Below are 24,499 nucleotides of genomic sequence, written 5' to 3' on the forward strand. Positions count from 1 at the left end.
GCCGGATGGCGGCGCCCGACGCCTAAATCCGTCGGCACCAGCATCCGCTGGCTCGGGCGCGCCGCAGAACGGTGCGACGGTTGTCGCAGCCGAGGGTCTGATCAATGCTTATTCGAATCAGAAGTCGACATTGACGGACACCCAGAGCCGGCGGCCCTGCTGGTTGTTGTTGTATTCATTGGCATAAAGCGTGTTGGCACCACTGGCATAGGGCAGATAGCGCAGGAAGTTGCGGTCCAGCACGTTATAGACCGTGGCATTGATGGTGACGTTTTCCGACACCTCATAGGCGCCGCCGACATGGAACAGGTTGTATCCCTTGAAATTCCCCAGCCCGGCGCGGGCCACCGCGTCGCTGCGGAAACGCCGGGACCGGTATTCGCCCCGCACCCACGCATTCACCTGGTCGGTCGCCTGCCAGCGCAGGGCGGCATTGACCATGTGCTTGGGCGTGTTGGTCAGCGGCTGCCCCTTGGCCGCCCCGCTCTTCTGCTCGCTGTCGGTATAGGTGTAGTTGCTGGTCAGCGTCCAATCCTCGTGCAGCCGGGCCCGCAGAGCCAGCTCACCGCCCCGGGTCACCGCCTCGTCCACGTTCACGGACTGGCTGAACAAGTCTACGCGCGGCCAGTTGCCGTAATCCACACAACCCGGCCGGTTGGGCGATGCGGCAAAGGAACAGTTCAGCAGGCCGGGGCCACTGGCAATCTTGTCCTGAAATTCGTTGTTGAACAGGGTGACATTGCCCGACAGCCAGCCGCCATCATCGAAATAGGCGGCGATTTCCGTGCTGGTGCTGGTTTCCGGCTTCAATCCGGGGCTACCGATAGACGGGATCGTCCCCTGCCCCGTGAAGCCGGTGATGCCATCAGCCAACTGTTCCAGACGGGGGGTCTTGTACCCCCGGCTGACACCGCCCTTCAGGATCAGTGCCTGGGTCGCGTTCCAGACCAGATAAGCGCGCGGGCTGGTATGGCCGCCAAAGGAACTGTGATCGTCGTGGCGAACACCGACGGTCAGCGCGAAATCGGGCATGAACCGCCATTCATCCTCGGCGAACAACGCCCATTGCCGGTGCGTATAAGGTGCGGGGGCCACCCCATCCACCATCTCCGCGTCCCACCATTGGCCGCCCAGGGTCGCCGTATGATTGCCGATGCGGCCATTCAGCTTGGCGTCATAGATGGTGTTCTCCGACTCCAGCGTGCGGGGCGCGCCCGCCACCTTGCCGGGCGTTCCCGGCGGCAGGGTCCGGCCGATAGTTTCCGTCGTGTTGCGCATCACCGACGTGTCCAGCGTATAATCCGGCGTGATGCGCCAGGTATAGGCCAGCGTATATTGCTCACGATTGAAACGCTGGGTGGGGCCATAGCCGCCCTGGGTGCCGACCGTGCCCAACTGGTTGTCGCCATTCTCATATTTCTGCCAGGCGCCATCCGCGTCGAACCAGATGTCGTGATCGGCGTTGGGCGAGATGGTCAGGCGGGCACCGGCGGTGCGGATCAGCGCCTCCACGGGGCTGGGGCCACGCTTGGAAACCTCGATCTCATTACCGCTGGCATCCGCATAGGCCAGATCCGACGCACCGCGATCCAGCACCGAACCACGAAGCGCAAGCGCCACCTTGTCCGCCAGCAGCGGGCCATGGACATAGATGTTGGCCTGGCTGGTATTGCCGAAATCGGTGTCCTCGTTCAGGGTCTTGGACAGGCTGATGGAACCTGCCCATTCCTTGCCCGGCTTGCGGGTGATGATGTTGACGACGCCACCCATGGCATCGGAGCCGTAAAGCGTCGACATCGGGCCGCGCACGATCTCGATCCGCTCGATGGCCGACATGGGCGGCATGAAGCTGGTGGATGTTTCGCCAAAGCCATTGGGCGTGACACTGCCGGCACTGTTCTGACGGCGCCCATCGATCAGCACCAGCGTGTAGTCACTGGGCATGCCGCGCATGGAGATGTTGAGGCCGCCCGTCTTACCGGCCGTGTCACCGACATCCACCCCCTCGACATCCACCAGCGCCTCGGCCAGGCTGCCATAGGCCTTTTCCCGCAGGTCCTGCTGTCCCAGGACGGTGATGCTGGCCGGCGCCTCCACCAGCTTCTGCGCGAAGCCGGATGCGGTGACCACAATCTCTTCCGTCAAGGGGCGCTGGGCGACCTGGGTTGCGGGATCAGCGGATTGGGCCTGGGCGGCGCATGCCAGAACGCAGGCAGCCGTTCCCAGCAGCGCCGTCCGCATGGACGGCAACAGGGAGCATGTCATCACCACACCTTATGATGTTTCTTGAATACGCGAGACGATCCAACTGGCCGCCCTTTTGGCAGGCGACCATCTTATCGTCAAGCGTTGTTAAGAGAGATTCTCATTCTTATTGTCGTATGATGACAGACGCGCTATAGAAAAACAGGCTCACGTCAATGCGGCCGCGCCACGCGCAGCGGCGACAGCCGTGGCGTAGCAGCCCTGCAGAAGGTAACCGCCGGTCGGCGCTTCCCAATCCACCATCTCGCCACAGGCAAAGACGCCCGGCAGGTCCCGCAGCATCAGATTGCCGTCCAGCGCAGACAGCCTGATGCCGCCGGCCGTGGAAATGGCCCTGTCCAGCCCCCGCTGCCCCGCCAGCGGCACGGGCAGCGCCTTGACCAGGCCGGCCAGCACGGAGGCCCGACCCACATCCTGGTCGCCGCAAAATTCACGCAGCAGCGCCCCCATGGGCGGGGTCAGGGCCAGCGCCTTGCGCAGGCGGTTGGCGAGACTGTCTGCCGGGGGTACCCGCGCCAGCCGGTTCTGGACCTGGGCCAGGGTCATGTCCGGCTTCAGGTCGAGATGGATGACTGCCCTGCCCTGCTTGTCGATGGCCTCGCGCAACGGGGCTGACAGGGCATAAAGCGCGCCCCCTTCCAGCCCTGTCCGCGTCACCACCAGTTCACCGGGAACGGTGCGGTCCTGGAAATGGATGGCGACCCGCTTCAAGGGCTGCCCCTCCGCCCGCTCCAGAAAGCCTTGCGACCAGGAAAGATCGAAGCCGCTGTTCGACGGGCGGAAAGGCGCCAGCGGCACACCGCGCGCCGCCAGTATCGCTGCCCAGCCACCATCCGACCCCAGGCGCGGCCAGCTCGCCCCCCCCAGTGCCAGGATGGTGGCCGACGGCATGACGGACAGGGGCCCCGCGGCCGTATCGAAAGCCAGCGCCCCGTCCCCGTCCCAGCCCGTCCAACGGTGACGGGTGAACAGCTTGACCCCCAACCCGTCCAGACGTTGCAGCCAGGCCCGCAGCAGAACGGACGCCTTGAAGCTTTTCGGGAACACGCGCCCGGACGACCCGACAAAGGTTTCCACCCCCAGCCCATGGCACCAGCCGCGCAGGTCACTGGGCGTAAAGGCGCGGATCAACGGGTCCATGAAGGACCGCCCCGCACCATAGCGGGTGATGAACCGGTCCAGGGGTTCGGAATGGGTTATGTTCAGCCCGCCACGGCCAGCCATCAGGAACTTGCGGGCCGGCGACGGCATGGCATCGTGGATTTCCACCAGCCGGCCGGCCGCTGCCAGGGTTTCCGCCGCCATGAGGCCGGCCGGACCGGCACCGATGATCACGACAGGGCGGGGCATGGCAATTTTCCGTGGAGATGAAAGGGAAGCGTGAAGGGCGGCAGCAAAAAGCCAAGGGGCGGCACCGTCACCGGCACCGCCCCCCGATTTTGTCGCAGCGTTCGGTCAGGCGTGGGTGATCGCCCGCTCGACAAGCTGGCCCAGATGCTGGGTACGCTTGGTCAGGCTTTGCAGCACGGCAGAGATTTCGGCCGTAGCGGCGGCGGTCTGGCCCGACAGGTTCTTCACCTCGCCGGCCACAACGGCGAAGCCCTTGCCGGCCTCACCCGCACGCGCGGCTTCGATGGTGGCGTTCAGGGCCAGCAGGTTGGTCTGCTTGGCGATGGCGTCGATCTGCTGCGCCACGGTGCCGACCTTCTCGATCTCGGTCCGCAGGCCTTCCAGTTCACGGCTGATTTCCTGCAGGGCGGAGGACACCTCGCTCTTGCCGGCGCCGGAGAGATTGCTCGATTCGCTGCCGTACTTCATCTGCAAAGGCCTTGCGTCTATGGGTTGTCCGAAAAGGACCCGGGCCCAGCCTGGGTCTGCCAGACTTCATATCACAAACCGCAGAGAGTGATCGTTACGATTTTCCACGCCCGCCATCACTTTTGGAGGGGTGGCGCCGATGGAAAGGGGGCAGGCCGGCTGCTGAAAAGAAAAGGGGGAGGGCCGGCGCCCTCCCCCTTTCCCGGACGGCTGACCGCCCTTTCCGGATCAACCGAAGGTCAGGGCCGTGGCGCGCACCACGCTGGGCAGTGCGCGGATGGTGGCCAGCAGGTCTTCTCCCACCTTCTGGTCAACCGACACCAGGCAGATGGCGTTCGCGCCCGGTGCCGTGCGACCCAGATGGAAGGTGGCGATGTTGACGCCGGCGTCACCCAGGGTGCTGCCCAGCTTGCCGATGAAGCCCGGCTTGTCCTCGTTGCGGACGAACAGCATGTGCGGGGTGACCTCCGCTTCGACGGGGACCTCCTCGATCTCCACCAGGCGCGGCTTGTCGCCGCCGAACAGGGTGCCGGCCACCGACCGGGTGCGCTGTTCGGTCTGCACGATGACGCGGACCAGGGTCTGGTAATCGCCGGCCACCTCGCGCTTGGTCTCGCTGACCTTGATGTCGCGTTCCTTGGCGATGACGGGGGCGTTGACCATGTTGACCGATTCCATCAGCGGGCCCAGCAGGCCCTTCAGCACGATGGCGGTCAGCGGACGGGTGTTCAGTTCCGCAGCCTGGCCTTCATACTCGATGGTCACGGCCTTCAGGCCCGTCTCGGTGATCTGACCCGCGAAGCCACCCAACTGCTCGGCCAGCTTCATGTAGGGGCGCAGCTTCGGCGCATCCTCCGCCGACACCGACGGCATGTTCAGCGCGTTGACGACGGCGCCGTTGACCAGATAGTCGGCCAGCTGCTCCGCCACCTGCAGAGCCACATTTTCCTGTGCTTCGGTGGTGGAGGCGCCCAGGTGCGGGGTGGCCACGACCTTCTCATTGCCGAACAGCGGGTGGGCCTTGGCCGGCTCCTCCGCGAACACGTCCAGCGCGGCACCGGCAACATGCCCGGCCTCGATGGCCGCCTGCAGCGCCTCTTCCACGATCAGGCCGCCACGGGCGCAATTGATGATGCGCACGCCCTTCTTGGTCTTGGCCAGCGCCTTGGCATCCAGGACGTTCTTGGTGGCCTCGGTCAGCGGCGTGTGCAGGGTGATGAAGTCGGCGCGGCGCAGCAGGTCGTCCAGTTCCACCTTCTCCACGCCGATTTCCGTGGCGCGCTCCGGCGACAGGAACGGGTCGAAGGCGACGACCTTCATCTTCAGGCCGATGGCGCGGTCGGCGACGATGCCACCGATATTGCCGCAGCCGATGACGCCCAGCACCTTGCCGAACAGTTCCACGCCCATGAAGCGGTTCTTTTCCCACTTGCCGGCATGGGTGGAGGCATTGGCGGCCGGGATCTCACGGGCCAGCGCGAACATCATGGCGATGGCATGTTCGGCGGTCGTGATCGAGTTGCCGAACGGCGTGTTCATGACGACGACGCCACGGGCCGTGGCGGCCGGAATGTCGACATTGTCGACACCGATGCCGGCGCGGCCGACAACCTTCAGGTTGGTGGCGGCGGCCAGGATTTCCTTGGTCACCTTGGTCGCCGACCGGATGGCCAGACCATCATACTCGCCGATGATGGCCTTCAGCTCATCGGGCTTCAGGCCGACCTTCACGTCGACCTCGACGCCGCGCTCCTTGAAAATCTCGACGGCGCGGGGGGAAAGGCTGTCGGAAATCAGAACCTTGGGCATGGGAATGTCCTTCGCATGGAGATGCGGGATATCGTTGGAAACGGGGTCCGGCTCGCACTGGGTCACCATTTGCCCTTTGTGCCTTCCCCCCGCAAAGGCAGGGGAAGGCACTTCACAGCAATGGTTGCGCCAAGCGGCGTTCGCCGGAACAGCAGAAAGTTCGAAATCAGCCGGCCTTGACCGTCTCATAAGCCCAGTCGAGCCAGGGCAGCAACGCCGCGATGTCGGCATTCTCCACCGTGGCGCCGCCCCAGATGCGAATGCCCGGCGGGGCATCGCGGTAGGAGCCGGCATCCATGGCCACGCCTTCCTTCTCCAGCAGGCTCGTCAGCTTCTTGGCGATATCCGCCTGCGCCTCGGCCGGCTGCGCCGTCGCCCAGGGGTCGACGATCTTCAGGCAGATGGAGGTGCAGGAACGGCTTTCCACCGTATCGGCCAGGAAATCGACCCAATCGGTCCCGGCGACCCAGTCGGCCACCAGCTTGAGGTTGCTTTCCGAACGGCCGACCAGCCCTTCCAGACCCCCCACCGACTTGGCCCAGTTCAGCCCGTCCAGCGCATCTTCCACGGCGATCATCGACGGCGTGTTGATGGTCTCGCCCTTGAAGATACCCTCGGTCAGCTTGCCGTCCTTGGTCATGCGGAAAATCTTGGGCATCGGCCAGGCCGGCTTGTAGCTTTCCAGCCGGGCCACGGCGCGCGGCGACAGCACCAGCATGCCGTGCGCGGCCTCGCCCCCCAGCACCTTCTGCCAGGACCAGGTGACGACATCCAGCTTGTCCCACGGCAGGTCCATGGCGAACGCGGCAGACGTCGCGTCGCAGATGGTCAGACCCTCACGGTCGGCGGCGATCCAGTCACCATCCGGCACCCGCACGCCCGATGTCGTGCCGTTCCAGGTGAAGACCACGTCACGGCCGAAATCGACCGTGGAAAGGTCGGGCAGCTTGCCATAGCCGGCGGTCAGGGTCCGCACGTCCTGCAGCTTCAGCTGCTTGACGACGTCGGTGACCCAGTCCTTGCCGAAGCTTTCCCACGCGACCATATCGACGCCGCGGGCGCCCAGCATCGACCACAGCGCCATTTCGACGGCACCGGTGTCGGAAGCGGGAACGATGCCCAGCCGGTAATCGGCAGGAATGCCGAGGATTTCCTTGGAGAGGGCGATCACCTGCTCCAGCTTGGCCTTGCCGGGCTTGGAGCGGTGGGAGCGGCCCACGAGCGCGCCCTTGAGGGCGTCGATCGTCCAGCCGGGGCGCTTGGCACAGGGGCCGGACGAGAATTGCGGATTGGCGGGGCGATTGCCCGGCTTCGGCGCAGCCATATGGCTATTCCTTCCAGAATAGTAGCGTCCCGTTGGGGGGACGTGACCCGCCGCCGAAGCTATGGACTTGGCCCGCACCCGTCAATGGGGCATCGCCGTGCGCGTATCGGATTGCTGCCCTGCGGGGTGCGCAGGGGAAAGATTATTCCAGCCCGGACCGCGTCATCCCATGGGTAGCATCGATTTGTCGACCAGACCTGAATCGAGCATGGCGCTGCACAGCTTGAAATAGGCGTCCCGGCGTTCCTGCGCACCGGCGAACCGTTCCAGATAGTTCAGGATGAATTCCGGCCGCTTGAGCGCCTGGGTCAACTGGTCGGCCGCCAACTGCCGGGCCCGCCCTTCCGGCAGCCCGCCGCACAGGCGGACAATGGCCAGGATGCGGTCGGTATAGTTCATCGCCTGGTTGGCCAATATCTCGGTGCGGACATTGTCGAAAATGGCAGCATCCAGGATTTCCGCCATTTCCCGTTTCGGCGCGGCGGGCATGCCCGACATCACGATGCGCCGGGCCAAAGTGCCCAGCGTCTTGATCGCCTCCATCCGGTTGCCGACCTCACGGATGAAATCCTCCGGCACGATCAGACTGCGCAGATATGTTGCCACCTTCGCCTTGGCGGCGTCGCCGGGGGCGGTTTCCGCCAGGGAAAGAACGGTCTCCGCCCTGGTGACGGCGCCGCGCAGCGGGCCGATCAGGTCGGACATGGATTCCGGCTGGATCAGGCGGTCGGCCCGCTGGGCCAGCGCCTCCAGAACCTCTTCATCCCGGGCCAGAACGGGAGCATGCCGGCGAAGGTGGCCGATCACTTCCACCGTCGCTTCCATCTCGTCCCGGATGCCGCGGTCGCTGCGCAATGGCAGGCGCGCATGCAGGTGGCGCAGCAGGCCCAGGCGCAATTCCGCCATGGTGCGCGGCAGCACCCCTTCTGACAGAAGCAGTGACAGGGCTGCCACGCCGGGCGGCTGCTCGTTGCGCCCGCCCGTGCCGAGATTGCCGGCATAGAGGTCAATGGCGTTCAAGACCAGGTCCAGGCGCGACTTCTCCTGCCCGGCCAGGTCCTTCAGTGCCAGCGGCGACGACATGATCTCCGCCGCGATGCTGTCCAGGATGCGCATTTCCCGCACCGACAGGTCGGGCGTGGCCAGCAGGAACAGGCGATCCAGCTTCTCCACCCAGCCCTTGGCATCGGCCAGATAGGCGGCCACGGCCCGATACAGGCAATGATCCAGCCCCGCCGCCGGCCCCTTGTACTGGTCGGCCACGGCCACCAGGCCACCTTCCCCGATCCGGGCGGGCGGAACGGTCTTGGCATTTTTCACCAGTGCGGCCAGGGCCGTGTCGGCCAGGGCCATCAGTTCCTTCATGCGCGCCACGGCGGTCTGCTTGGTACCCCGCACCTGCACAGAGGCGACGCGCTGCAAGGCGCCCTGCAGGATGGTGCCCGCCCCATCCAGCACGCGGGCATTCACCTCGTAATTCAGAACCTCCAGCGGCGTCATCCGCTTTTCGTCCAGGAATTTGGCGAAGAAGGTCCGGAAGATCTGACGCTGCACATCCCCCATCAGGTCTTCGGGCTTCTCGCACCAGGAGGCGTCGCGGCCGGGATTGGCCCGGGCCAGCGGATCGACCTCCTGCACGCCATTACGCAGGCGCTTGACCATGGTCACCGTGGTGGTGAAGCCATGATCCTTGTAGTCGGAACGGCGGACAAGCCGGATGCCATCCACCTCGTTGCGCTGCACCAGCAGCGCAGCGGAAGGTTCCAACTGGCGAAGATCGGGAGACTCCCGAACGACCAGCCAGATGTCGCCGTGAAAGCTATGCAGCTCGTAGACCGTTTGGACGGCACCGATGAGTTTCTGTTTGTCCACAGGCCCTGGCTCGAAAATAGCCGTCCACGCAGCCGGCCATCCCCCTGATGGCCGGCGTCAACGGCCGGGTGGTCTGCAAGCCCCGCCATTTTGCTCAATTCTCCATCCGGGGTAAACAGTGTAATCGGGTCGATCACGCCTATCACGTTAGTGGTAGTGCCGATTCCGGCGCGGCAGGCCGCCACATGGCCCGGTCCGGCTGGTCCAGCGGCCTAAATCCATAGTGCCGGTAAAGCCCGTGGGCATCGACGGTGAACAGCAGGAAACGGCGCAAGCCCATCCATTCCGGCCTGTTCACGACCGTCCCGACCAAGAATTTGCCGAATCCGCCACCCCGCAGGCCGGGATCGATCCAGACATCGGCGAGATAGGCGAAGGTCGTGTGATCGGTAACGATGCGGCAATAGCCGGCCTGCCGCCCGTCATCCAGATAGAGCCCGACCGGCACCGAATGGCGGGCAGCCTTCACCACCTTCTCCCGGCTGATGCCCGGTGACCAATAGCTGCTGGCCAGCGACCGGTGGATGAAATCGAAGTCCAGCCGCGCAGGATCGCTGGACACCACGCACCCATCGTCCCGCCGCACCTCCCAGACCCCACAGGCGGGCGCGTCAGACATGGATGGCACCTTCCAGATAAAGCACGCCGCGCCCGGCGATATGCACGCGCTCGCCCAGCAAGCGGCAATGCAGCCGGCCGCCACGGGCGGAAAGCTGCCGCGCCTCCAGCCCATCCCGGCCCAGCCGCGCGGCCCAATAGGGGATCAGGCTGCAATGGGCCGATCCCGTCACGGGGTCCTCCGGAATACCCTCCGCCGGCGCGAAGAATCGGGAGACGAAATCCACATCCTCCCCCGGTGCGGTGACGATCACCTTCCCGGCGATGGCCGACAGCAGGGCGAAATCCGGTGTCAGGCCACGCACGGCGGCAGCGTCGGGATAGACGATGAACCAGTCGCGCGCTGCCAGCACCTCCACCGGATCAGGCCCTCCCAGGGCACGCAGCAGATCGGCCGGGGCCGTGGCCGGTGCCGGCGCGCGGGTGGGGAAATCCAGCGTGTAAAGGTCGCCGTCCCTGGACACGCGCAGATCACCCGCCACCTTCGTATGGAACAGCAGCTCGGTCGCCTGGGGATCGATGAAGGCGGTGATGACGAAGGCCGATGCCAGCGTGGCATGCCCGCACAGATCAATCTCGCCCGTGGGCGTGAACCAGCGGATGCCCCAACCCTGTCCCTGCCGCACAATGAATGCGGTTTCTGACAGGTTGTTCTCCATCGCGATGGATTGCATCAAGGGTTCCGGCAGCCATTGCTCCAGCGGTACGACGGCTGCGGGGTTGCCGGTGAACAACCGGTCGGCAAAGGCATCGACCTGATAAAGGGGCAGGCGCATGTCGGTCTCCGGTCGGGACCCCGTCTCACAGGGTCGTGAAGTCGAACGCATTGTCCAGCGGGGTCAAACCGGCCTGGGGGTAATAGCTCATCGCGCCGGGAGCCGAGAGCAGCAGGCAGCGCAACGGCCAGCGCCCCGGTTCCACACCGCGGGACGCGGCATCGCGCGTTTCCCGCATCAGCCGCTTGCCGATGCCACGGCCCTGATGGGCGGCATCGACCGCCAGATCGGACAGATAGCAGCAGAAGGCGAAATCCGTGACCGACCGCGCGACGCCCACCAGCAGACCGCCAACCCGCGCCGTCACGATCAGGTTGGCATGGCGCAGCATGGCCTCGATGCGCGCGGGATCGTCGATGGGCCGGCGCTCGGCCAGGCCTGAGCGCTTCAGCACATCGATAAATTCCGCTGTCCGCAACCGCGTTTCCACCGCATAGACGACAGGCATTGACACCATGACAATCCTCCCCGCCCAAAGGCAATCGGACTGGCCAACCTTAAATACGGATACAATTGGCGCAGGAGTCCGATCAATGTCACATTTGTTACGATGACAATTACAACAATAGAAGCGCTGTCGCGGCCGTGGCCAGACCCAGGAAGCCGTTGAACAGCCGGAGTTGGAGATCATCGCGCAGCCAGCGTCCCATCCCCTGCCCGAACAACGCCCAGACGAGGGTAAAGGGCATGCCGACCACAAGGAACATGCAGGTGATGGCCAGCACACTGCCCCATTCGCCCAGTTGCGGCATGCGGAAAATGGCATGTACGGAAATGGCCATGGCCAGACCCTTGGGATTGATGAACTGGAACGCCGCCGCCTGCCAGAATCCCAGCGGCCGGGACCGGGCCCCCGCCTCTGGCCGGCCGGCCGTGCCGATCTTCCAGGCCAGGTAGAGCATGTACAGGACCCCGCCATATTTCAGGACAGGGGCCAGCAGGGGTATCGCCAGCATCGCCGCCTCACCGCCAATGCCTGCCAGCAGCAGGAGTGTGCCGAAGCCGGCCACGATGCCCAGGATGTTGGGCAGGGTGCGCCGCAGGCCGAAGGTCGCCCCGCTGGCCGCCAGGATCATGTTGTTAGGCCCCGGCGTCACAGAAGAAACAATGCAGTAGACCGCCAGTGCCATCAGCGGTTCGATCAAGCCCTTATCCATCGCCCTGACCTCCGGCCATATCCCAGAACGGAATTGCACCTTTCGACCTGCGATAATTGTCACCCAGCATTTCGCAGGCGGCACATTGATACCGTGCATTTCCTTGGATAGAATGGCGGCAAAACAGCGTCAATCTGCGGATTGCAACTGGCAACCATGCAACAAGTGGGACAATCGCCGACCGCAGCGCGGCAGACAGCACAGGAGCGTCAGCCATGAACCAGCCCGCCACCATCCGCTGGCAACCCGCCATGGCCGGCCGGGCCGGCCCGCTCTATCGGGCCATCGCCGCGGCCCTGGCAGAGGATATCGCCAATGGCACCCTGCCGCCGGGCACGCGCCTGCCCACCCACCGCGACCTGGCCTGGGATTTGAAGGTGACCGTCGGCACCATCACCCGCGCCTATCAGGAGGCCGAGCGGCAGGGGCTGATCGGGGGCGAGGTGGGGCGCGGCACCTTCGTGCGCGATCCCCGCCGGCTGGTGGACGCCACAGTGGAAGCCGGCGGCCTGCTGGAACCGGCCACGGGGCTGATCGATCTGTCGGTCAACGCCACGGCGCTATGGCCCGATGCCGCGGCCCTGGCCGCCGCGACCCAGGCCGTGGCGCAGCGGCCCGACCTGACGGCGCTGATGTCCTATCAGACACCCCTGGGCCACCCGCGTCTGCGCGCGGCCATCGCCGACTGGCTGGCCGATACGGCCGGCCTGCATGTCACGGGCGATCAGGTCCTGCTGGCGGCCGGGGGACAGGGTGCGATGCAGGTGGCCCTGGCCGCCGTGACCCGGCCGGGCGACACGCTGCTGGTCGAACAACTGACCTATCCCGGGATGCGCACCCTGGCCCTGCATCTGGGACTGCGGCTGGTACCCGTCCCCATGGATGGCGAGGGCCTGTTGCCCGACGCGGTGGAACAGGCGGCGCGCACCCATGGGGCCCACGCTCTCTATTGCATGCCGACATTGCAGAACCCCACGACAGCAACCCTGTCCCTGGAAAGGCGGCGGGCGCTGGTGTCGATGGCCCGGCGCATCGGGCTGATGCTGGTGGAGGATGATGTCTATGGCTTCCTGAAACAGCCCGCCGTTCCGACCCTGGCCAGCCTGGGGCCGGACGTGACGCTTTATGTCAGCAGCCTGTCCAAATCGCTTTTTCCCGGTCTGCGCACGGGCTATGTCATCGGCCCGCGTCCCTTGTTCGATCGTATGGCCACCGTGCTGCGCGCCACGATCCTGACCCCGGCCCATCTGGGCACGGTGGTGGCCGCCGAACTGATCGACAGCGGGGAGGCCGGGCGGATCGCGCAGCGTCGACGGGCGCTGGTGGCGGAACGACAGGGCCTGACCCGCACGCTGCTGCGCAGCCTGGATCTTTCGGCTTCCGACCCCGACGTGACCCATGTCTGGCTGCCATTGCCGGACAATGTGCGCCGCGACGATCTGGTGCGCGCCGCGCTGGAACACGGGGTCAAGATCACCTCGGCGGAAGCGTTTGGCGTCGGCAAGGCAGAGGTCCAGAACGCCGTGCGTATCTGCCTGCTGGGCGTGGACCATGCCGGCCAACTGGAAAGGGGCGTATCCGTCCTGGACGGGCTGATCGCCAACCCCGTGGCCAGCAGCGCCACCCTGGTTTAGGAACCGGCGCCTCAGGACAGCAGCCGTTCCACCAATTCCATGTCCGCCGCCTTGTCCACATCCACGGCAGCCAGGCCGAACGGCATTTCCACGACCGCCGGCCGCGCCCCGGTGATCCGGCCCAGACGGGCCAGCGCCATGGACAGGGTCAGCCGGCCCAGCAGGAACCGCAGCACGGACAGCGGCCCCAGCAGCCGGATCATGCGCAGTGGATTCTTCCGTTGCGCCTCCACCTGCCGCCAGGTCCGCGCCACACCCATCGCCGCCGCGGTGCGGAAGGCGAAGAGGTTGCACCCGGAAAACGCCCCATCGGCAAACCGCAGATAGGTGCGCTGCGTTTCCGCAACGGCGGCCTGGACGACATGATCGCGCGCCAGACCGACACAGACATCGGCATCATCAGGCAGGTGGGCCAGGAAATGTTCCACCCATTCGGGCTGCAAAAGCGCGTGGTCGGCGGTGGTGACGAACAGCGGCGTGCCCAGGCTGTCCAGGGCCGCGCAGACGGTCAGGCTGGGGCTGCCCGCAGCCGGCAGCAGGGCGATGCGCCCGCCGGCCAGCAGCAGGCCCAGTTCGGGATGGTCGCGGACCAGTTCCGGGCGCTCGATGGCGATATGGATCGGGCCCACGGCCGGCGCGGCCACCAGCGCGCGCACCACCCGGACCAGCATGGGCACCCCGGCGACGGGGGCGAAGGCCTTGTGGCTGACGCCCGCCAGCATCGCCACCGGGTCGGCCGCCCCGCGCGAGCCGGCGAGAACCAGCGTCGTCATTCCCGTCACGGCCATCCCGTCACAGCGCCTTTTCGTAGAGACGATAGGTCTTGTAGCGCTCACAGCCGATGGTCTCGATGATGCGGCGCATGGGCATGTTGTCTTCCAGAATCCAGGACAGCTCGATCCAGCGATAACCCAGGGCGCGCGCCTCCCGCCGCATCCCGTCGATGACCAGGAAGGGCAGGACGGCCGCCAGCCAGCCCCCCACATCCCGGCGGACCCCCATCAAGGGCACCCGCGCCGACTGGACACCCTTGACCTTCAGCCGCCACAGCATCTTGAACAGGCCGAACGGCAGAAGCCGGCCATTCAGGTCGAAGATCGCCTCGTTCAGGTTGGGCAGGGCGACGCCGAATGCCACAGGCTTCCCACCCAGTTCGGCAATCCAGACCAGACGCGGATTGATCAGGGGCTTCATGGATTTGGCCATGTGCCGGGTTTCCGCCGCCGTCAGCGGCACGAAACCCCAATTGCCGGCCCAGGCATTGTTGAAGATATCGGTGATGGTCTCCAGTTCCTGGTCATAGCGCTTCATGTCCAGCATGCGCACGACCAGATTGTGCGGCAGCCGCCGGCTGATGACGCTCCGCACGGCCTGGGGCAATTCGTTGCCGATATCGTGGAGATAGGCGAAAACGTCCTTCGCCTTTTCCAGGCCCGCCGCTTCGATGCGCGCGCCCAGATAATGGCGGTCATGCCCCATCATCAGCATGGGCGGCCTGTCCCAGCCATCCACCAGCAGGCCCGTCTCCTCGTTGATCGACAGGTTGAACGGTCCCAGCATGCGCCGCATGCCCCGCACCAGCAGCCAGTTGCCGGCGGCGCTGAACAGAGCATCGATGACGGCCTGATCATCCTCCGCCGCCAGCAGGCCGAAATGGCCGGTGGCATCCTGCCGTATCTCCAGGCCGGACCGGTCGATCTGGGCAGAGATGCGGCCCACGACCTGCCCATGGCGCCGGGCCAGGAAGAAAGCCGCCTCGGCATGCTGGAAATAGGGATTGTGCTTGGCCGAAAGGGCTTCCTTGCGTTCCAGCAGCAGGGGCGGCACCCAGTTGCGGTCGCCCTTGTGCAACCGGTACGGCAGACGGATGAAGCGATCCATGTCCTTCGGGTCCGTCACCGCGCGGACGTCGACCCGAACAGGATCACCATGCAGCACGCTCAAGATGCGGCCTTCAGTCCATCGCCGCCGCCGGCGCCACCACCCGGTGCCGGCGGACGCGGGGGCCGGTCACGCGGCGGCGCGCCGGTCAACTCCATGACCCAGGGATAACGCTCCGCCTCGTCAAGGTCATAGCCCAGGTTGAACACCGTGGGGCTGCGCGGCTTCTGCCTTGCCTCACCGTAATAGCTGCCGAACAGCATGTCCGGGCCATAGGCGATGATGCCGTAATTCCCGTCCTCGTTATGGAAGTGATGATAGAGGTGGAGCTGCTTGATCCGGGAAACCCAGGCCCAGCGCGGCTTGTAGTTCAGATGCTGGATGCAGTGGAAGAACTCGTAGATGCAGGTCGTGACCAGCCCGGTGGACAAGGCCGCCGCCGCCCCGGTCCGGCCGTCGATCAGCCAGCCCACAGGCAGGGTGACCAGGGCGATGGTCGGCAAGGTGTTGGCCAGGCTGCCGAACAGGACCTCCAACTTGTGCGGGTCCTGGTGATGGTCGAAATGGATGCGTTTCCACAATCCGGCGGACCATTTCATCCGGTAGAGCCAGCGGCCGTGCAGGATGTAGCGGTGGATACCGTACCAGGCCAGCGGATAGATCAGCGAGGCGACCAGCACGACCAGCCCCAGCCGCCACCAGCTTTCCACCCAGGCCAGGGCAAGGATGCCGGCCACCATGGCCAGCAGGCCGTAAGCCTGGATGGCCGGATATGTGGAATAGGCCAGCGCCAGTTCCCGCAAATTCATCTTGCCGAGGTCATAGCTGCGGCCGCGCCAGGCATCGCCCCACATGCCCCTACCCTTTCCCAAACGGGACGGCGTGCCGCCCCTTCTGTCATCGTGCCGTCAAACTATGCCCCGGTCGCCCCGCCTTCAAGCCCGGAACAGGGGTTTCCTCTTGCGACATGGTGGCCGCCTACCCTTCCACATAGACCATGATGGCACCACCGATGGCCGCGAACAGCAGCAGTGGCGCCCAGACGGCGATGAGTGGCGGCAGCACACCCGCCTGCCCCATGGACCCCAGAATGCCGGCCGACAACAGGAAGACCAGCCCGATGACGGTGCCCAGCGCCATGCTGCCCATGGCCCCGCCGCGCCGGCGCATGCCATGCGCCACCGGTGCGGCCAGCAGCAGCATGACCAGGGAAGCGAGCGGAGCTGCATAGGTGGAATGCAGCCGTGTCGCATAGAAGGCCGGGCTTTCACCGCCGGCCCAGGTGCCACGGACGATCCGTATGAGCCGGTGGATGGAGATATTCTCCATCGGCTTGCTCAGATCGACCATGTTGCCCGGGGACAGGGACACGTCCCAGACCATGCCGTCATCATGCTCCACCCGCACGGGATCGCCGATATGGGTGCGCACCACGCCGGTCAGCCGCCAGACGCGATCGACATATTCCCCGCTCTGCGCCGACATCAGGGCCGTGGCCCGGCCGGCCGCGTCACGGTCGACGACCTCCAGCCCCTCGAACCGGCGCCCGTCCTCAGCGATGGAGGCGACGCGCATGATGCTGCCATGCAGCCGGAACCAGACCGGCTTGGCCGGCTCGTCATCCGCCCCCTCGTCGGGCAGCGCCGTCTCGTTCCACCAGGTGACGAACGCACGCTCGGCCCGCGGTGCCACCTGATCGGCCAGCAGGAAATGCCCGATGGCCACGATCAGTGCTGCCGGCAGCAACGCGCCCATGATCTGATAAGGCGTCATGCCCACGGACCGCATGGCCACGATCTCGTTCGTCGACGCAAAGGTCCAGAGCGTGGACAGGGATCCGATCAGCACGGCCAGCGGCACGATCCGTTCCACCACCATGGGCAGACGGATGATCGTGTAATGCATGAGCCCGCCGGCCCCCAGTCCCCGTTCCAGCACGGTGGAAGCGGCATCCAGCAGATCCAGCAGCTGCAGCAGCGCGGAAAGGGCGATCAGCACCGACAGGACACGGATCAGGAAGGTGCGCGTCAGGTAGCGGGTGATGGTACTGCGATGGTTCATGGCTGCGTTCCCCCCGGCGCTCCGCCGGGCCCGCCTGTCCCTGTTTCTGTCCCGCCGCCCTTGCGTCGCCGCCGTGGGATCAGGCGGCGGACAAAGGCGCCGGCCGCATCGATGGCATCGAACAGCGCGGCGAAGGGATTCTCGCCCGGCCGTACCTCGGCCCGGTGGAACAGCCAGCCGCAGAGAAGACAGAAAAGACCGAACGGCACCCACACGCCGATGACAGGCGGCACCCGGCCCACATCGCCGAGGCTTTCACCCAACTGCACAAGATGGTGATAGACGATGAGGATGAGCGTGGCCAGCGCGATGCCCTGGCCCCGCCGGGCCCGTTTGGCCGCCATCCCCATGGGCACGGCCAGCAGCGGCAGCAGCGGCAGGGACAGCGACCGGGCCAGCCTGGCATGGAATTCCGCCTCCACCCGGCTGCGGACCAGAATGGATTGCGGGTCGTGCATTTCCGACCATAGTTCCGTGATGGTCAGTTCGCGCTCGCTGCCGCCCCGCTCCCGGAACGGCTCCGTCACCAGCCGGAAGGGCCGGTCCAGCGTGAGCTCGCCGAATTGCAGCACCTGGCGCCGGCCATCGGGCAGAACACGGATCTGCACCCCATCGCGCAGGGTCATCAGCACGCGCTGCCGATCGGCGGTGGCGGCCAGGGCGCCCGTGGTCGCCGTCGTCACCCAGACCTCGCCATTGTCGCGGTCCTGCTGGACAAACACCTTTTCCAGCCGCCGGCCCGTCACATCGACCATATCGGCGCTGATCGTCAGCCCATCGCCGGCATCCACAAAGGTGGATTGCGGCACCGTGGCATCCCAGGCCGCATTCACCACCAGATGGAACACGGCGCTGTAGCCATAGCGGCCATAGGGCTGCAGGTAGCCGAACAGCAGAATCGAAAAGGCCATCAGCACCGCACCCAGCGCCAGGAATGACCGTGCGATTCGGGGCACCGACAGGCCGGCGGATTGCAAGGCATCCAGTTCATTGTCCTCCCCCATGCGGGCGACGACGACGAACATGGAAATGAAGAATGCCGCAGGCAGCGCCAGCCCCAGATAATGCGGCACCAGATTGGCCACCAGCCGGACCACCATGTCGAACGGACCGCCATGGTTGGCCAGGAGATCGAACAGGCGCAGCAGCCGTTCCATCAGCAGCGCCACCAGCACGACCGCCAGCGACGCCAGAAGCGGCTTCAGCGTCTCCGTCATGATGTAGCGGTCGATCAGCCGCGTGCTGTGCAGCTTGAAATTACGGGCGACCGGCGGCGGTGAACCGTTCACGTTGCATCCACCCACAAGGCCCGCAGGTCAGTAACCAGCGCCGCCAGCACGGCGGCGTCCAGCGCCATCGCCTGCCCCAGGGCCGGCGGCCCGGGCCAGCCGGCATCGGCAAAGGAAAGCCCCCTGTAATCCCGCGTTCCGTCATACCGGGGGATCACATGGAAATGAACGTCCGGATCGACCATCATCAGCATCAGGTAATTGATCTTGTGATAACCAACGAAACGCCCCAGCACCTGTTCCACCCGCGCCACCACCTTTTGCAGGTCGGCAAAGGCGTCCGGCGACAATTGGCCGAACGCCGTCACGGGCTCCCGGCAGACCAGCACCAGCGACCCCAGGGCCGGCTGCTGCGGCCGCACCTGCACCGACCAGGCAGCGGTTTCGGCGACGACACTGGCCGGATGGCCGAATTTCAGCATGGTCGCGTTTGGGGGCATATCGGTCATGGCGCTGGGACTCGGGAGCGGAATTCAACAATGGCGGCACTTTAGTGGCAACAGACAACGGTGGCAATCGGGCCGAACACCGTCAGCCGCGGGGCAGCCGCAGGGACCAGCCCCCCAGCGCCGTGACCGGGCCGTCCCGGTGCCGGGCGCCGCGCACTTCCACCTGCACCCGCCAATCACCGGCGTCGGTGTCCACCGTCACATGATGCCAGCGGGCCGGCATGTCATGCCGCCAGCCGATGGCCGAGGCCGATGGCGCCGTCAGGCTGGGAATGGGCCCCGATGGCCCCTTCACCTGTGACAGGTTGGCCACATGGGCATGGCCGTGCAACAGAATCTCGGCACCTGTACGGGCCAGCAGGGAACGCAGTTCGCGGCGGTCGGTCAGCCCCTTGCGGTTGGAGACGACGCCATCGCCCACCGGGTGATGCACCATCAACACGCGGAAAAGCCCGCGCCGGCCCGCATCGGCCAGCATGTCGCCCAGCCGCTCCATCTGGGCGGCACCCAGGCGCCCCGTCGCCAGAAGCGGTGCGGTGGGCACGCCGCTGTTGGCACCGATGAAGGCGACGGAACCGCGCTGACGCAGATAGGGAAAGGACGGCACGGCCTGCGGGTCGGCATCGTCGCCGCGCATATGATCGGCCCACAGCCCCAGCCCGCGCTCGACGGGCACTTGCACCATGGCGTCATGGTTGCCCGGGACATAGCTCACATCCTCCGCACTTCCCAGTGACCGCAGCCATGCGGCACCGCGCGTGAACTCACCGGGCATGGAGATGTTGGCGATGTCACCCGTCACGGCCCAATGGTCCACGCCCTGCGACCGGATGTCCGCCACAATGGCGGCCAGCATGTCCGGCGTATGGGCATGCCGTCGCTTGCGTTGCCAGGACTGGTAGCTGAGCGTCCGCTTGGACAGCCATTCCAACCCGCGGGGACGGTCGGGCGCCAACGGCAGGTGCGGGTCGGAAAGATGGGCAAAGCGGAAGGGTTGCATGGGCGACACCCTACATTGTCGCACAGGCGATAGGCAAAGCTCCCGTCAGGCTGTATGAAGACGGCCAGGAAATCCCCCTTGATCATGGTTCACGCCTTGTCCGCCGAAAACCCCGCCCCCGATGCCGCCCTGCCGATGGCCGCCACCATCGGTGACAATCCCGTCCGCCTATGGGGCATGACCTCCGCTGAACGGTTGCGCCGGCAATGCGTGCGTAACGGCGTGAAGGAGGTGCGGGCCTGGGACGGTCAGGATCATGGCAGCAGCCAGCTTCTGCTGCGGACCGACTGGGTCTTCGACGAGGTGCTGGTCCGCGACCTGATGCGCAGGCCGGGCACCATCCTGGTCGATGCGCGCAACCGGGAACCCGTGGCCGCCCATGTTTCGGCAGCCGATGCAGCGGCGGCGGCATCCATGCTGAACAATTCACGAGTCGTTCCGGACGAGCTGGCCGGGCGGCTGCGCGTGCTGGTCCCGGACGATCTGTCCTCCAGCTATAATCATGCCCTGCGCAAGCGGGAGGCGCCGTTCCTGCTGCGCCTGACGCCCGAGGCGCTGCCGAGGATCGAACAGCGCATGTTCGCCGGCAGCTACAAGGGCGTCACCGACATCGTGACCAAATATGTCTGGCCCCTGCCGGCCCGCCACGTCACCAAGGCCTGCGCCGTGGCCGGCATGACCCCCAACATGGTGACGGGCATCGGGGCCATCCTGATGCTGCTGGCGCTGTGGCTGTTCTGGCAGGGGCATTACCTGCCCGGCCTGGCGGCCGGATGGATCATGACCTTCCTGGACACGGTGGATGGCAAGCTGGCCCGTGTCACCCTGACCAGCAGCAAATGGGGCAACATCTTCGACCATGGCATCGATCTGGTCCATCCGCCCTTCTGGTGGTGGGCCTGGGCCGCGGGCCTGCCGGCGGCGGGATTTGACATGCCGGGCGGCATGGCCCTGGCGCTGACCGTCATCTGGGTCGGCTATGTCTCCCAGCGTCTGCAGGAAGGCTATTTCATCAAGGTCTTCAAGATCGACATGCACACCTGGCGGCCGTTCGACAGCTTCTTCCGGCTGATCACGGCACGCCGCAATCCCAACCTGATCATCCTGACCCTGGCCACGCTTCTGGGCCGGCCGGATATCGGCATGGTGGTCGTGCTGGCATGGATCGTGCTCTGCTTCGGCGTCCACATGGCCCAGATCGTCCAGGCGCATCAGGCGGCCCGCAAGGGCCCCATCCAATCCTATCTGTCGGCCTGACACCCCTGTCATGGCGCGTCTCGGCCTTATCCGGAACCCCTACAGCCAGCGCAACAAGGGCGTCGGCGGTGACAGGGCTGCCCAGGCGGCGGCCCTGCTCGGCTTCTATTTCGCCGAACCCGCCTCGCCGCAGGAATTGCAGGAGACGCTGGCCGATTTCGCCCGTGGCGGCGTCGACATCCTGTGCGTGGATGGCGGTGACGGCACGGTGCGCGACGTGCTGACCGCCCTGCCCGCCGCCTATGGCGACACGCCGCCACGGCTGGCCATCCTGGCCGCCGGCAAAACCAACCTGATTGCGGCCGATGTCGGCACCACCGGCCATGGCGCCAGGGGGCTGGAACGGCTGCTCAACACCGTGCGGGACGGTTCGCTGGGCCGGCATGCCGTGCGCCGGCCCGTCCTGTCCCTGCACTGGCCGGATGGCGAACACCGGGACGTGCGCGGCATGTTCATGGGGGCCGGCGCCTTCACGCGCGGCACCGACCTGGCCAATGCGGCCATCCACAAGGCCGGGTTCACGCAGGAAATCGCCGTGGCCCTGACCATGGCCGGCGTGCTGGGCCGGGCGCTGGTCGGCAACGACCGGCATGGCTGGCTGGCGGGGGAGGATTTCGGCGCCGCCATCGATGACGGCACCATGGATGATGGCAACCGTTTCCTGTTCCTGGCCACCACGCTGAACCGGCTGATCATGGGGCTGTGGCCCTTTTGGGATCATGGCGACCGGCCACTGCGCTATCTGGATGTCGCGGCCCGCCCGCCCGGCCTTCTCTTCGCCCTGCCCCGGCTGATGAAGGGCCGGCCCGGGGCCGCCATGCGGGCCGGCGACGCCTATCGCTCCGGCGGGGCAGAGCGGATCGGGCTGCGCCTCACCCGGCCCCTGATCATGGATGGGGAGACCTATCCCGCCGGTCATGTCATCCTGTCCGCCCATGACAGCATCACCTTCGTGCAGCCGTGACCGCCCCGCCCCGCCTCGCCGACCTGATCCGCACCGAATGGCAAGCGCCCCTGCCGGACCCGGCTGCGGCGCTGGTGCGCGCATTGCGGGACCATGGCGGGGACAATGTCGCCGCCGTGCTGTTTTATGGCTCCAACCTCCGCTCCGGCGATGTGGAGGGGGTGCTGGACTTCTATGTGCTGCTGGACAGGCTGACACCCTGGCGGGATAGCCGGTCCCTGGCCGCCGCGACACACCTGCTGCCGCCCAGCGTGGAATATTGGGAGGTGCCCTGGCAGGGGCATGTCCTGCGGGCCAAGGTTGCCGTGATGGGCATCGGCCAGTTCGCCGCCGCCAACCGCTTCGGCGGCTGGGACACCACGATCTGGGCACGTTTCGCCCAGCCTGTGCTGCTGGCCCATGCACGCGACGCTGCTGCAACCGGCCGGGTCCTGGCCGCCGTGGCACAGGCCGTTTCCACAGCCGGCCGCTGGGCGGCCCTGCTGGGGCCGGCCCAGGGAACGGCACGCGACTATTGGGAGGCACTGTTCATGGCCACCTATGCCGCCGAATTGCGGGTGGAAAAGGCGGCACGCGGTGTCAGCCTGGTGGACCATGCGGCCGACCGCTACACGGCCTTGCTGGTCCCCGCCTGGCAGGCGGCCGGCATCACCTGCGAGGAAAAGGCCGGCGGGATCCTGCTGCCGTTGATGGGCCAGACGGAACGGACAAGGGGGGTGCGCGCCTGGGCCAGGCGGCGCCTGTTCGGTAAGGGGCTGAACGTTGCCCGGCTGGTGAAGGCAGCCTTCACCTTCCAGGGCGGCGTGGATTATCTTCTATGGAAGCTGCACCGCCATTCCGGCATGCGTCTGGAACTGACACCCTGGCAACGGCGCCATCCCGTGCTGTCCGCCCCCGGCATTCTGTGGAAACTGAAGCGCATGGGGGCCATCAGGTGACGGCGGAGCATACCGCCGCCGAACCCACGCTGCCCTGTCAGCCGCTGCATCATCTGCTGCCCTGTCGTGCGGATCCGTCACGACACGCGCGCCGCACGTCAGGCGAACCAAAGGCCCACCGCAAAACCGGAACCGGGGCGCCAAGCCCGCCGGATAGCGGGACCTGCGGTACCGCCATCGGGGGCCCTCCGGCTCCTGTCTCCCTCGTTACCCGGTGATCTTCCGCGATCGCGGGGACGCAGGCTCAGAACGGGATTTCATCATCCAGGTCGGCCGCCGGGCTGGGGCGGGTGTTCCCCCCGCTACGGGCGCCACTGCCACCATTGCTGCGGCCGGAACCACCCCGATCCTCGTAACCGCCGCCGCCACCATAGCCGCCGCCACCGCCGCTTCCGCCGCCATAGCCACCACCATAATCACCGCCGCGGTCATCATATCCGCCACCGGACGAGGCCCCGCCGCCGCCTTCACGCCCGTCCAGCAGGGTCAGCTCACCCCGGAACTGACGCAGGACAACCTCGGTCGTATAACGCTCCTGGCCCTGCTGGTCCTGCCACTTGCGGGTCTCCAACTGGCCTTCGACATAGACCTTGCTGCCTTTGCGCAGGAAACGTTCCGCGACCCCCGCCAGATTCTCGTTAAAGATGACGACGCTGTGCCACTGGGTCCGTTCCTGCCGTTCGCCGGAATTGCGGTCCTTCCAGCTTTCCGACGTGGCGATGCGCAGCGTGCAGACCTTGCCGCCATTCTGAAGCGACCGGACCTCCGGGTCGCGGCCCAGGTTGCCGATCAGGATGACCTTGTTGACGCTGCCCGCCATGTGTCGCTCTTTCGCAAAAGGGTATCGCCGGTGGAACCTGCGTCCCGCCGTTGTCGCCCGCAGCCTAACGCCGGCCCACGCCCGTTTCTACAATATTAAACAAGAACAATGCAAGAACATTGCATTTGCCGGCACGAGGCGGCATTGTCTGGCCGTGGGTGAATGCGACCGTCTCCAGGATGCAGCCGATGACCGACCAACCGCTTGCAGCCGCCGAACAGGCATTGAGAACCCGTGCCCTGTCCCTGCCCGGCGCGGTGGAGGATTTCCCTTGGGGGGAGCGGGTCGTGAAGGTCAACGGCAAGATATTCGTGTTCCTGTCCCGTCCCGGCGACGGAGCGCTGCGGATCAGCATGAAGCTGCCGCATTCGCGCGATTTCGCCCTCGACGTTGCGGGCGCGGAGCCGACGGGATACGGGCTGGGCAAGGCCGGCTGGGTCAGCTTCGGATTCGCGGCGGGAGATCAGCCGGATGTCGAGCGCCTGTGCCACTGGCTGCTTGAAAGCTACCGCGCCATCGCGCCGCGGCGGCTTTCGGCCCTGCTGGCGACATGACGCCCCCGCACAA

General features: G+C 66.2%; 23 protein-coding genes. 5 read left to right on the forward strand and 18 right to left on the reverse strand.

The annotated features are described in order from the left end of the window. Nucleotides 1-117 precede the first annotated feature (117 nt). The 10 genes from ACM9LZ_RS00720 to ACM9LZ_RS00765 all read right to left on the reverse strand — a co-directional run bounded on the left by ACM9LZ_RS00720 (nt 118) and on the right by ACM9LZ_RS00765 (nt 11,639). The gene (locus ACM9LZ_RS00720) at nt 118-2,265 is read right to left on the reverse strand and encodes a TonB-dependent receptor domain-containing protein (protein WP_416617416.1); all 2,148 of its coding nucleotides are present in this window, start codon (nt 2,263-2,265) and stop codon (nt 118-120) included. A gap of 147 nt (nt 2,266-2,412) precedes the next feature. After that, nucleotides 2,413-3,615, reverse strand: a complete 1,203-nt coding sequence (locus tag ACM9LZ_RS00725; RefSeq protein ID WP_416617417.1) for a TIGR03862 family flavoprotein — start codon at nt 3,613-3,615, stop codon at nt 2,413-2,415. Nucleotides 3,616-3,720: 105 nt separating this feature from the next. Next, the gene (locus ACM9LZ_RS00730; RefSeq protein ID WP_054167173.1) at nt 3,721-4,083 is read right to left on the reverse strand and encodes a methyl-accepting chemotaxis protein; all 363 of its coding nucleotides are present in this window, start codon (nt 4,081-4,083) and stop codon (nt 3,721-3,723) included. A 228-nt stretch (nt 4,084-4,311) separates the two neighbouring features. Beyond that, a complete protein-coding gene (gene serA / locus ACM9LZ_RS00735) occupies nt 4,312-5,892 on the reverse strand; it encodes a phosphoglycerate dehydrogenase (protein ID WP_416617418.1) in 1,581 nt (526 codons plus the stop codon). 166 nt (nt 5,893-6,058) lie between these two features. After that, entirely contained in the window at nt 6,059-7,216 is a 1,158-nt protein-coding gene (locus tag ACM9LZ_RS00740) for a phosphoserine transaminase (RefSeq protein WP_416617419.1), read from the reverse strand. A 162-nt stretch (nt 7,217-7,378) separates the two neighbouring features. Continuing rightward, nucleotides 7,379-9,088: a hypothetical protein gene (locus tag ACM9LZ_RS00745; RefSeq protein ID WP_416617420.1), complete on the reverse strand. Its 1,710-nt coding sequence runs from the start codon at nt 9,086-9,088 to the stop codon at nt 7,379-7,381. Nucleotides 9,089-9,230: 142 nt separating this feature from the next. After that, entirely contained in the window at nt 9,231-9,707 is a 477-nt protein-coding gene (locus tag ACM9LZ_RS00750) for a GNAT family N-acetyltransferase (RefSeq protein ID WP_416617421.1), read from the reverse strand. Next, complete coding sequence (locus ACM9LZ_RS00755) at nt 9,700-10,482, reverse strand: PhzF family phenazine biosynthesis protein (protein ID WP_416617422.1); 783 nt, start codon at nt 10,480-10,482, stop codon at nt 9,700-9,702. Before ACM9LZ_RS00755 ends, ACM9LZ_RS00750 begins: the two co-directional genes overlap by 8 nt. Before the next feature lie 25 nt (nt 10,483-10,507). Next, nucleotides 10,508-10,939, reverse strand: coding sequence for a GNAT family N-acetyltransferase (locus ACM9LZ_RS00760; RefSeq protein ID WP_416617423.1), 432 nt, complete (start codon nt 10,937-10,939; stop codon nt 10,508-10,510). A 100-nt stretch (nt 10,940-11,039) separates the two neighbouring features. Next, complete coding sequence (locus tag ACM9LZ_RS00765) at nt 11,040-11,639, reverse strand: LysE family translocator (protein WP_416617424.1); 600 nt, start codon at nt 11,637-11,639, stop codon at nt 11,040-11,042. A 215-nt stretch (nt 11,640-11,854) separates the two neighbouring features. Here ACM9LZ_RS00765 and ACM9LZ_RS00770 point away from each other — a divergent pair, with 215 nt between their 5' ends. Beyond that, nucleotides 11,855-13,273 (forward strand): aminotransferase-like domain-containing protein, encoded by a 1,419-nt coding sequence (locus ACM9LZ_RS00770; protein ID WP_416617425.1) that lies wholly within the window; start codon nt 11,855-11,857, stop codon nt 13,271-13,273. 11 nt (nt 13,274-13,284) lie between these two features. Here ACM9LZ_RS00770 and ACM9LZ_RS00775 read toward each other — a convergent pair whose 3' ends face one another. The 7 genes from ACM9LZ_RS00775 to ACM9LZ_RS00805 form a co-directional block, all read right to left on the reverse strand. After that, nucleotides 13,285-14,046 carry a nucleotidyltransferase family protein gene (locus ACM9LZ_RS00775; protein WP_416617426.1) on the reverse strand — a complete coding sequence of 254 codons (762 nt, stop codon included), beginning with the start codon at nt 14,044-14,046 and terminating at the stop codon, nt 13,285-13,287. A gap of 19 nt (nt 14,047-14,065) precedes the next feature. Then, nucleotides 14,066-15,211, reverse strand: coding sequence for a dATP pyrophosphohydrolase (locus tag ACM9LZ_RS00780; protein ID WP_416617631.1), 1,146 nt, complete (start codon nt 15,209-15,211; stop codon nt 14,066-14,068). Nucleotides 15,212-15,213: 2 nt separating this feature from the next. Beyond that, the gene (locus tag ACM9LZ_RS00785; RefSeq protein ID WP_416617427.1) at nt 15,214-16,008 is read right to left on the reverse strand and encodes a sterol desaturase family protein; all 795 of its coding nucleotides are present in this window, start codon (nt 16,006-16,008) and stop codon (nt 15,214-15,216) included. Between the two features lie 124 nt (nt 16,009-16,132). After that, nucleotides 16,133-17,215, reverse strand: coding sequence for an LPS export ABC transporter permease LptG (gene lptG, locus ACM9LZ_RS00790; protein ID WP_416617428.1), 1,083 nt, complete (start codon nt 17,213-17,215; stop codon nt 16,133-16,135). Further along, nucleotides 17,212-18,504 carry an LptF/LptG family permease gene (locus ACM9LZ_RS00795; protein ID WP_416617429.1) on the reverse strand — a complete coding sequence of 431 codons (1,293 nt, stop codon included), beginning with the start codon at nt 18,502-18,504 and terminating at the stop codon, nt 17,212-17,214. Before ACM9LZ_RS00795 ends, lptG begins: the two co-directional genes overlap by 4 nt. Continuing rightward, nucleotides 18,501-18,953 carry an HIT family protein gene (locus ACM9LZ_RS00800; RefSeq protein ID WP_416617430.1) on the reverse strand — a complete coding sequence of 151 codons (453 nt, stop codon included), beginning with the start codon at nt 18,951-18,953 and terminating at the stop codon, nt 18,501-18,503. Before ACM9LZ_RS00800 ends, ACM9LZ_RS00795 begins: the two co-directional genes overlap by 4 nt. A gap of 82 nt (nt 18,954-19,035) precedes the next feature. Beyond that, a complete protein-coding gene (locus ACM9LZ_RS00805) occupies nt 19,036-19,953 on the reverse strand; it encodes a metallophosphoesterase family protein (protein ID WP_416617431.1) in 918 nt (305 codons plus the stop codon). 84 nt (nt 19,954-20,037) lie between these two features. Between ACM9LZ_RS00805 and ACM9LZ_RS00810 the strand changes: the two genes are divergently transcribed. Genes ACM9LZ_RS00810 through ACM9LZ_RS00820 form a run of 3 tightly spaced genes read left to right on the forward strand, consistent with a single transcriptional unit; the run spans nt 20,038 to nt 23,112 of the window. Next, complete coding sequence (locus ACM9LZ_RS00810; RefSeq protein WP_416617632.1) at nt 20,038-21,210, forward strand: CDP-alcohol phosphatidyltransferase family protein; 1,173 nt, start codon at nt 20,038-20,040, stop codon at nt 21,208-21,210. Nucleotides 21,211-21,220: 10 nt separating this feature from the next. Further along, entirely contained in the window at nt 21,221-22,174 is a 954-nt protein-coding gene (locus ACM9LZ_RS00815) for a diacylglycerol kinase family protein (protein ID WP_416617432.1), read from the forward strand. Further along, a complete protein-coding gene (locus tag ACM9LZ_RS00820) occupies nt 22,171-23,112 on the forward strand; it encodes a hypothetical protein (RefSeq protein WP_416617433.1) in 942 nt (313 codons plus the stop codon). Before ACM9LZ_RS00815 ends, ACM9LZ_RS00820 begins: the two co-directional genes overlap by 4 nt. A 244-nt stretch (nt 23,113-23,356) precedes the next feature. On the opposite strand, the gene ssb is transcribed toward ACM9LZ_RS00820, so the two are convergent. Then, entirely contained in the window at nt 23,357-23,932 is a 576-nt protein-coding gene (ssb, locus tag ACM9LZ_RS00825) for a single-stranded DNA-binding protein (RefSeq protein WP_416617434.1), read from the reverse strand. 188 nt (nt 23,933-24,120) lie between these two features. On the opposite strand from ssb, the gene ACM9LZ_RS00830 reads away from it, so the two are divergent. Continuing rightward, on the forward strand, nt 24,121-24,486 hold the full coding sequence (locus ACM9LZ_RS00830) for an MmcQ/YjbR family DNA-binding protein (RefSeq protein WP_416617435.1): 366 nt from the start codon (nt 24,121-24,123) through the stop codon (nt 24,484-24,486). Nucleotides 24,487-24,499: the final 13 nt, after the last annotated feature.

This window comes from Niveispirillum fermenti, assembly GCF_048066175.1.
GTDB lineage: Bacteria > Pseudomonadota > Alphaproteobacteria > Azospirillales > Azospirillaceae > Niveispirillum > Niveispirillum fermenti.

Bases quoted from the DNA above. Each gene is read 5' to 3' on its own strand.
- ACM9LZ_RS00815 (WP_416617432.1), top strand. From the start codon at position 21,221: ATGGCGCGTCTCGGCCTTATCCGGAACCCCTACAGCCAGCGCAACAAG.
- ssb (WP_416617434.1), bottom strand. From the start codon at position 23,932: ATGGCGGGCAGCGTCAACAAGGTCATCCTGATCGGCAACCTGGGCCGC.
- ACM9LZ_RS00760 (WP_416617423.1), bottom strand. From the start codon at position 10,939: ATGGTGTCAATGCCTGTCGTCTATGCGGTGGAAACGCGGTTGCGGACA.
- ACM9LZ_RS00725 (WP_416617417.1), bottom strand. From the start codon at position 3,615: ATGCCCCGCCCTGTCGTGATCATCGGTGCCGGTCCGGCCGGCCTCATG.
- ACM9LZ_RS00765 (WP_416617424.1), bottom strand. From the start codon at position 11,639: ATGGATAAGGGCTTGATCGAACCGCTGATGGCACTGGCGGTCTACTGC.
- ACM9LZ_RS00750 (WP_416617421.1), bottom strand. From the start codon at position 9,707: ATGTCTGACGCGCCCGCCTGTGGGGTCTGGGAGGTGCGGCGGGACGAT.
- serA (WP_416617418.1), bottom strand. From the start codon at position 5,892: ATGCCCAAGGTTCTGATTTCCGACAGCCTTTCCCCCCGCGCCGTCGAG.
- ACM9LZ_RS00730 (WP_054167173.1), bottom strand. From the start codon at position 4,083: ATGAAGTACGGCAGCGAATCGAGCAATCTCTCCGGCGCCGGCAAGAGC.
- ACM9LZ_RS00785 (WP_416617427.1), bottom strand. From the start codon at position 16,008: ATGTGGGGCGATGCCTGGCGCGGCCGCAGCTATGACCTCGGCAAGATG.
- ACM9LZ_RS00800 (WP_416617430.1), bottom strand. From the start codon at position 18,953: ATGACCGATATGCCCCCAAACGCGACCATGCTGAAATTCGGCCATCCG.
- ACM9LZ_RS00775 (WP_416617426.1), bottom strand. From the start codon at position 14,046: ATGACGACGCTGGTTCTCGCCGGCTCGCGCGGGGCGGCCGACCCGGTG.
- ACM9LZ_RS00740 (WP_416617419.1), bottom strand. From the start codon at position 7,216: ATGGCTGCGCCGAAGCCGGGCAATCGCCCCGCCAATCCGCAATTCTCG.
- ACM9LZ_RS00805 (WP_416617431.1), bottom strand. From the start codon at position 19,953: ATGCAACCCTTCCGCTTTGCCCATCTTTCCGACCCGCACCTGCCGTTG.
- ACM9LZ_RS00810 (WP_416617632.1), top strand. From the start codon at position 20,038: ATGGTTCACGCCTTGTCCGCCGAAAACCCCGCCCCCGATGCCGCCCTG.
- ACM9LZ_RS00830 (WP_416617435.1), top strand. From the start codon at position 24,121: ATGACCGACCAACCGCTTGCAGCCGCCGAACAGGCATTGAGAACCCGT.
- ACM9LZ_RS00755 (WP_416617422.1), bottom strand. From the start codon at position 10,482: ATGCGCCTGCCCCTTTATCAGGTCGATGCCTTTGCCGACCGGTTGTTC.
- ACM9LZ_RS00720 (WP_416617416.1), bottom strand. From the start codon at position 2,265: ATGACATGCTCCCTGTTGCCGTCCATGCGGACGGCGCTGCTGGGAACG.
- lptG (WP_416617428.1), bottom strand. From the start codon at position 17,215: ATGAACCATCGCAGTACCATCACCCGCTACCTGACGCGCACCTTCCTG.
- ACM9LZ_RS00770 (WP_416617425.1), top strand. From the start codon at position 11,855: ATGAACCAGCCCGCCACCATCCGCTGGCAACCCGCCATGGCCGGCCGG.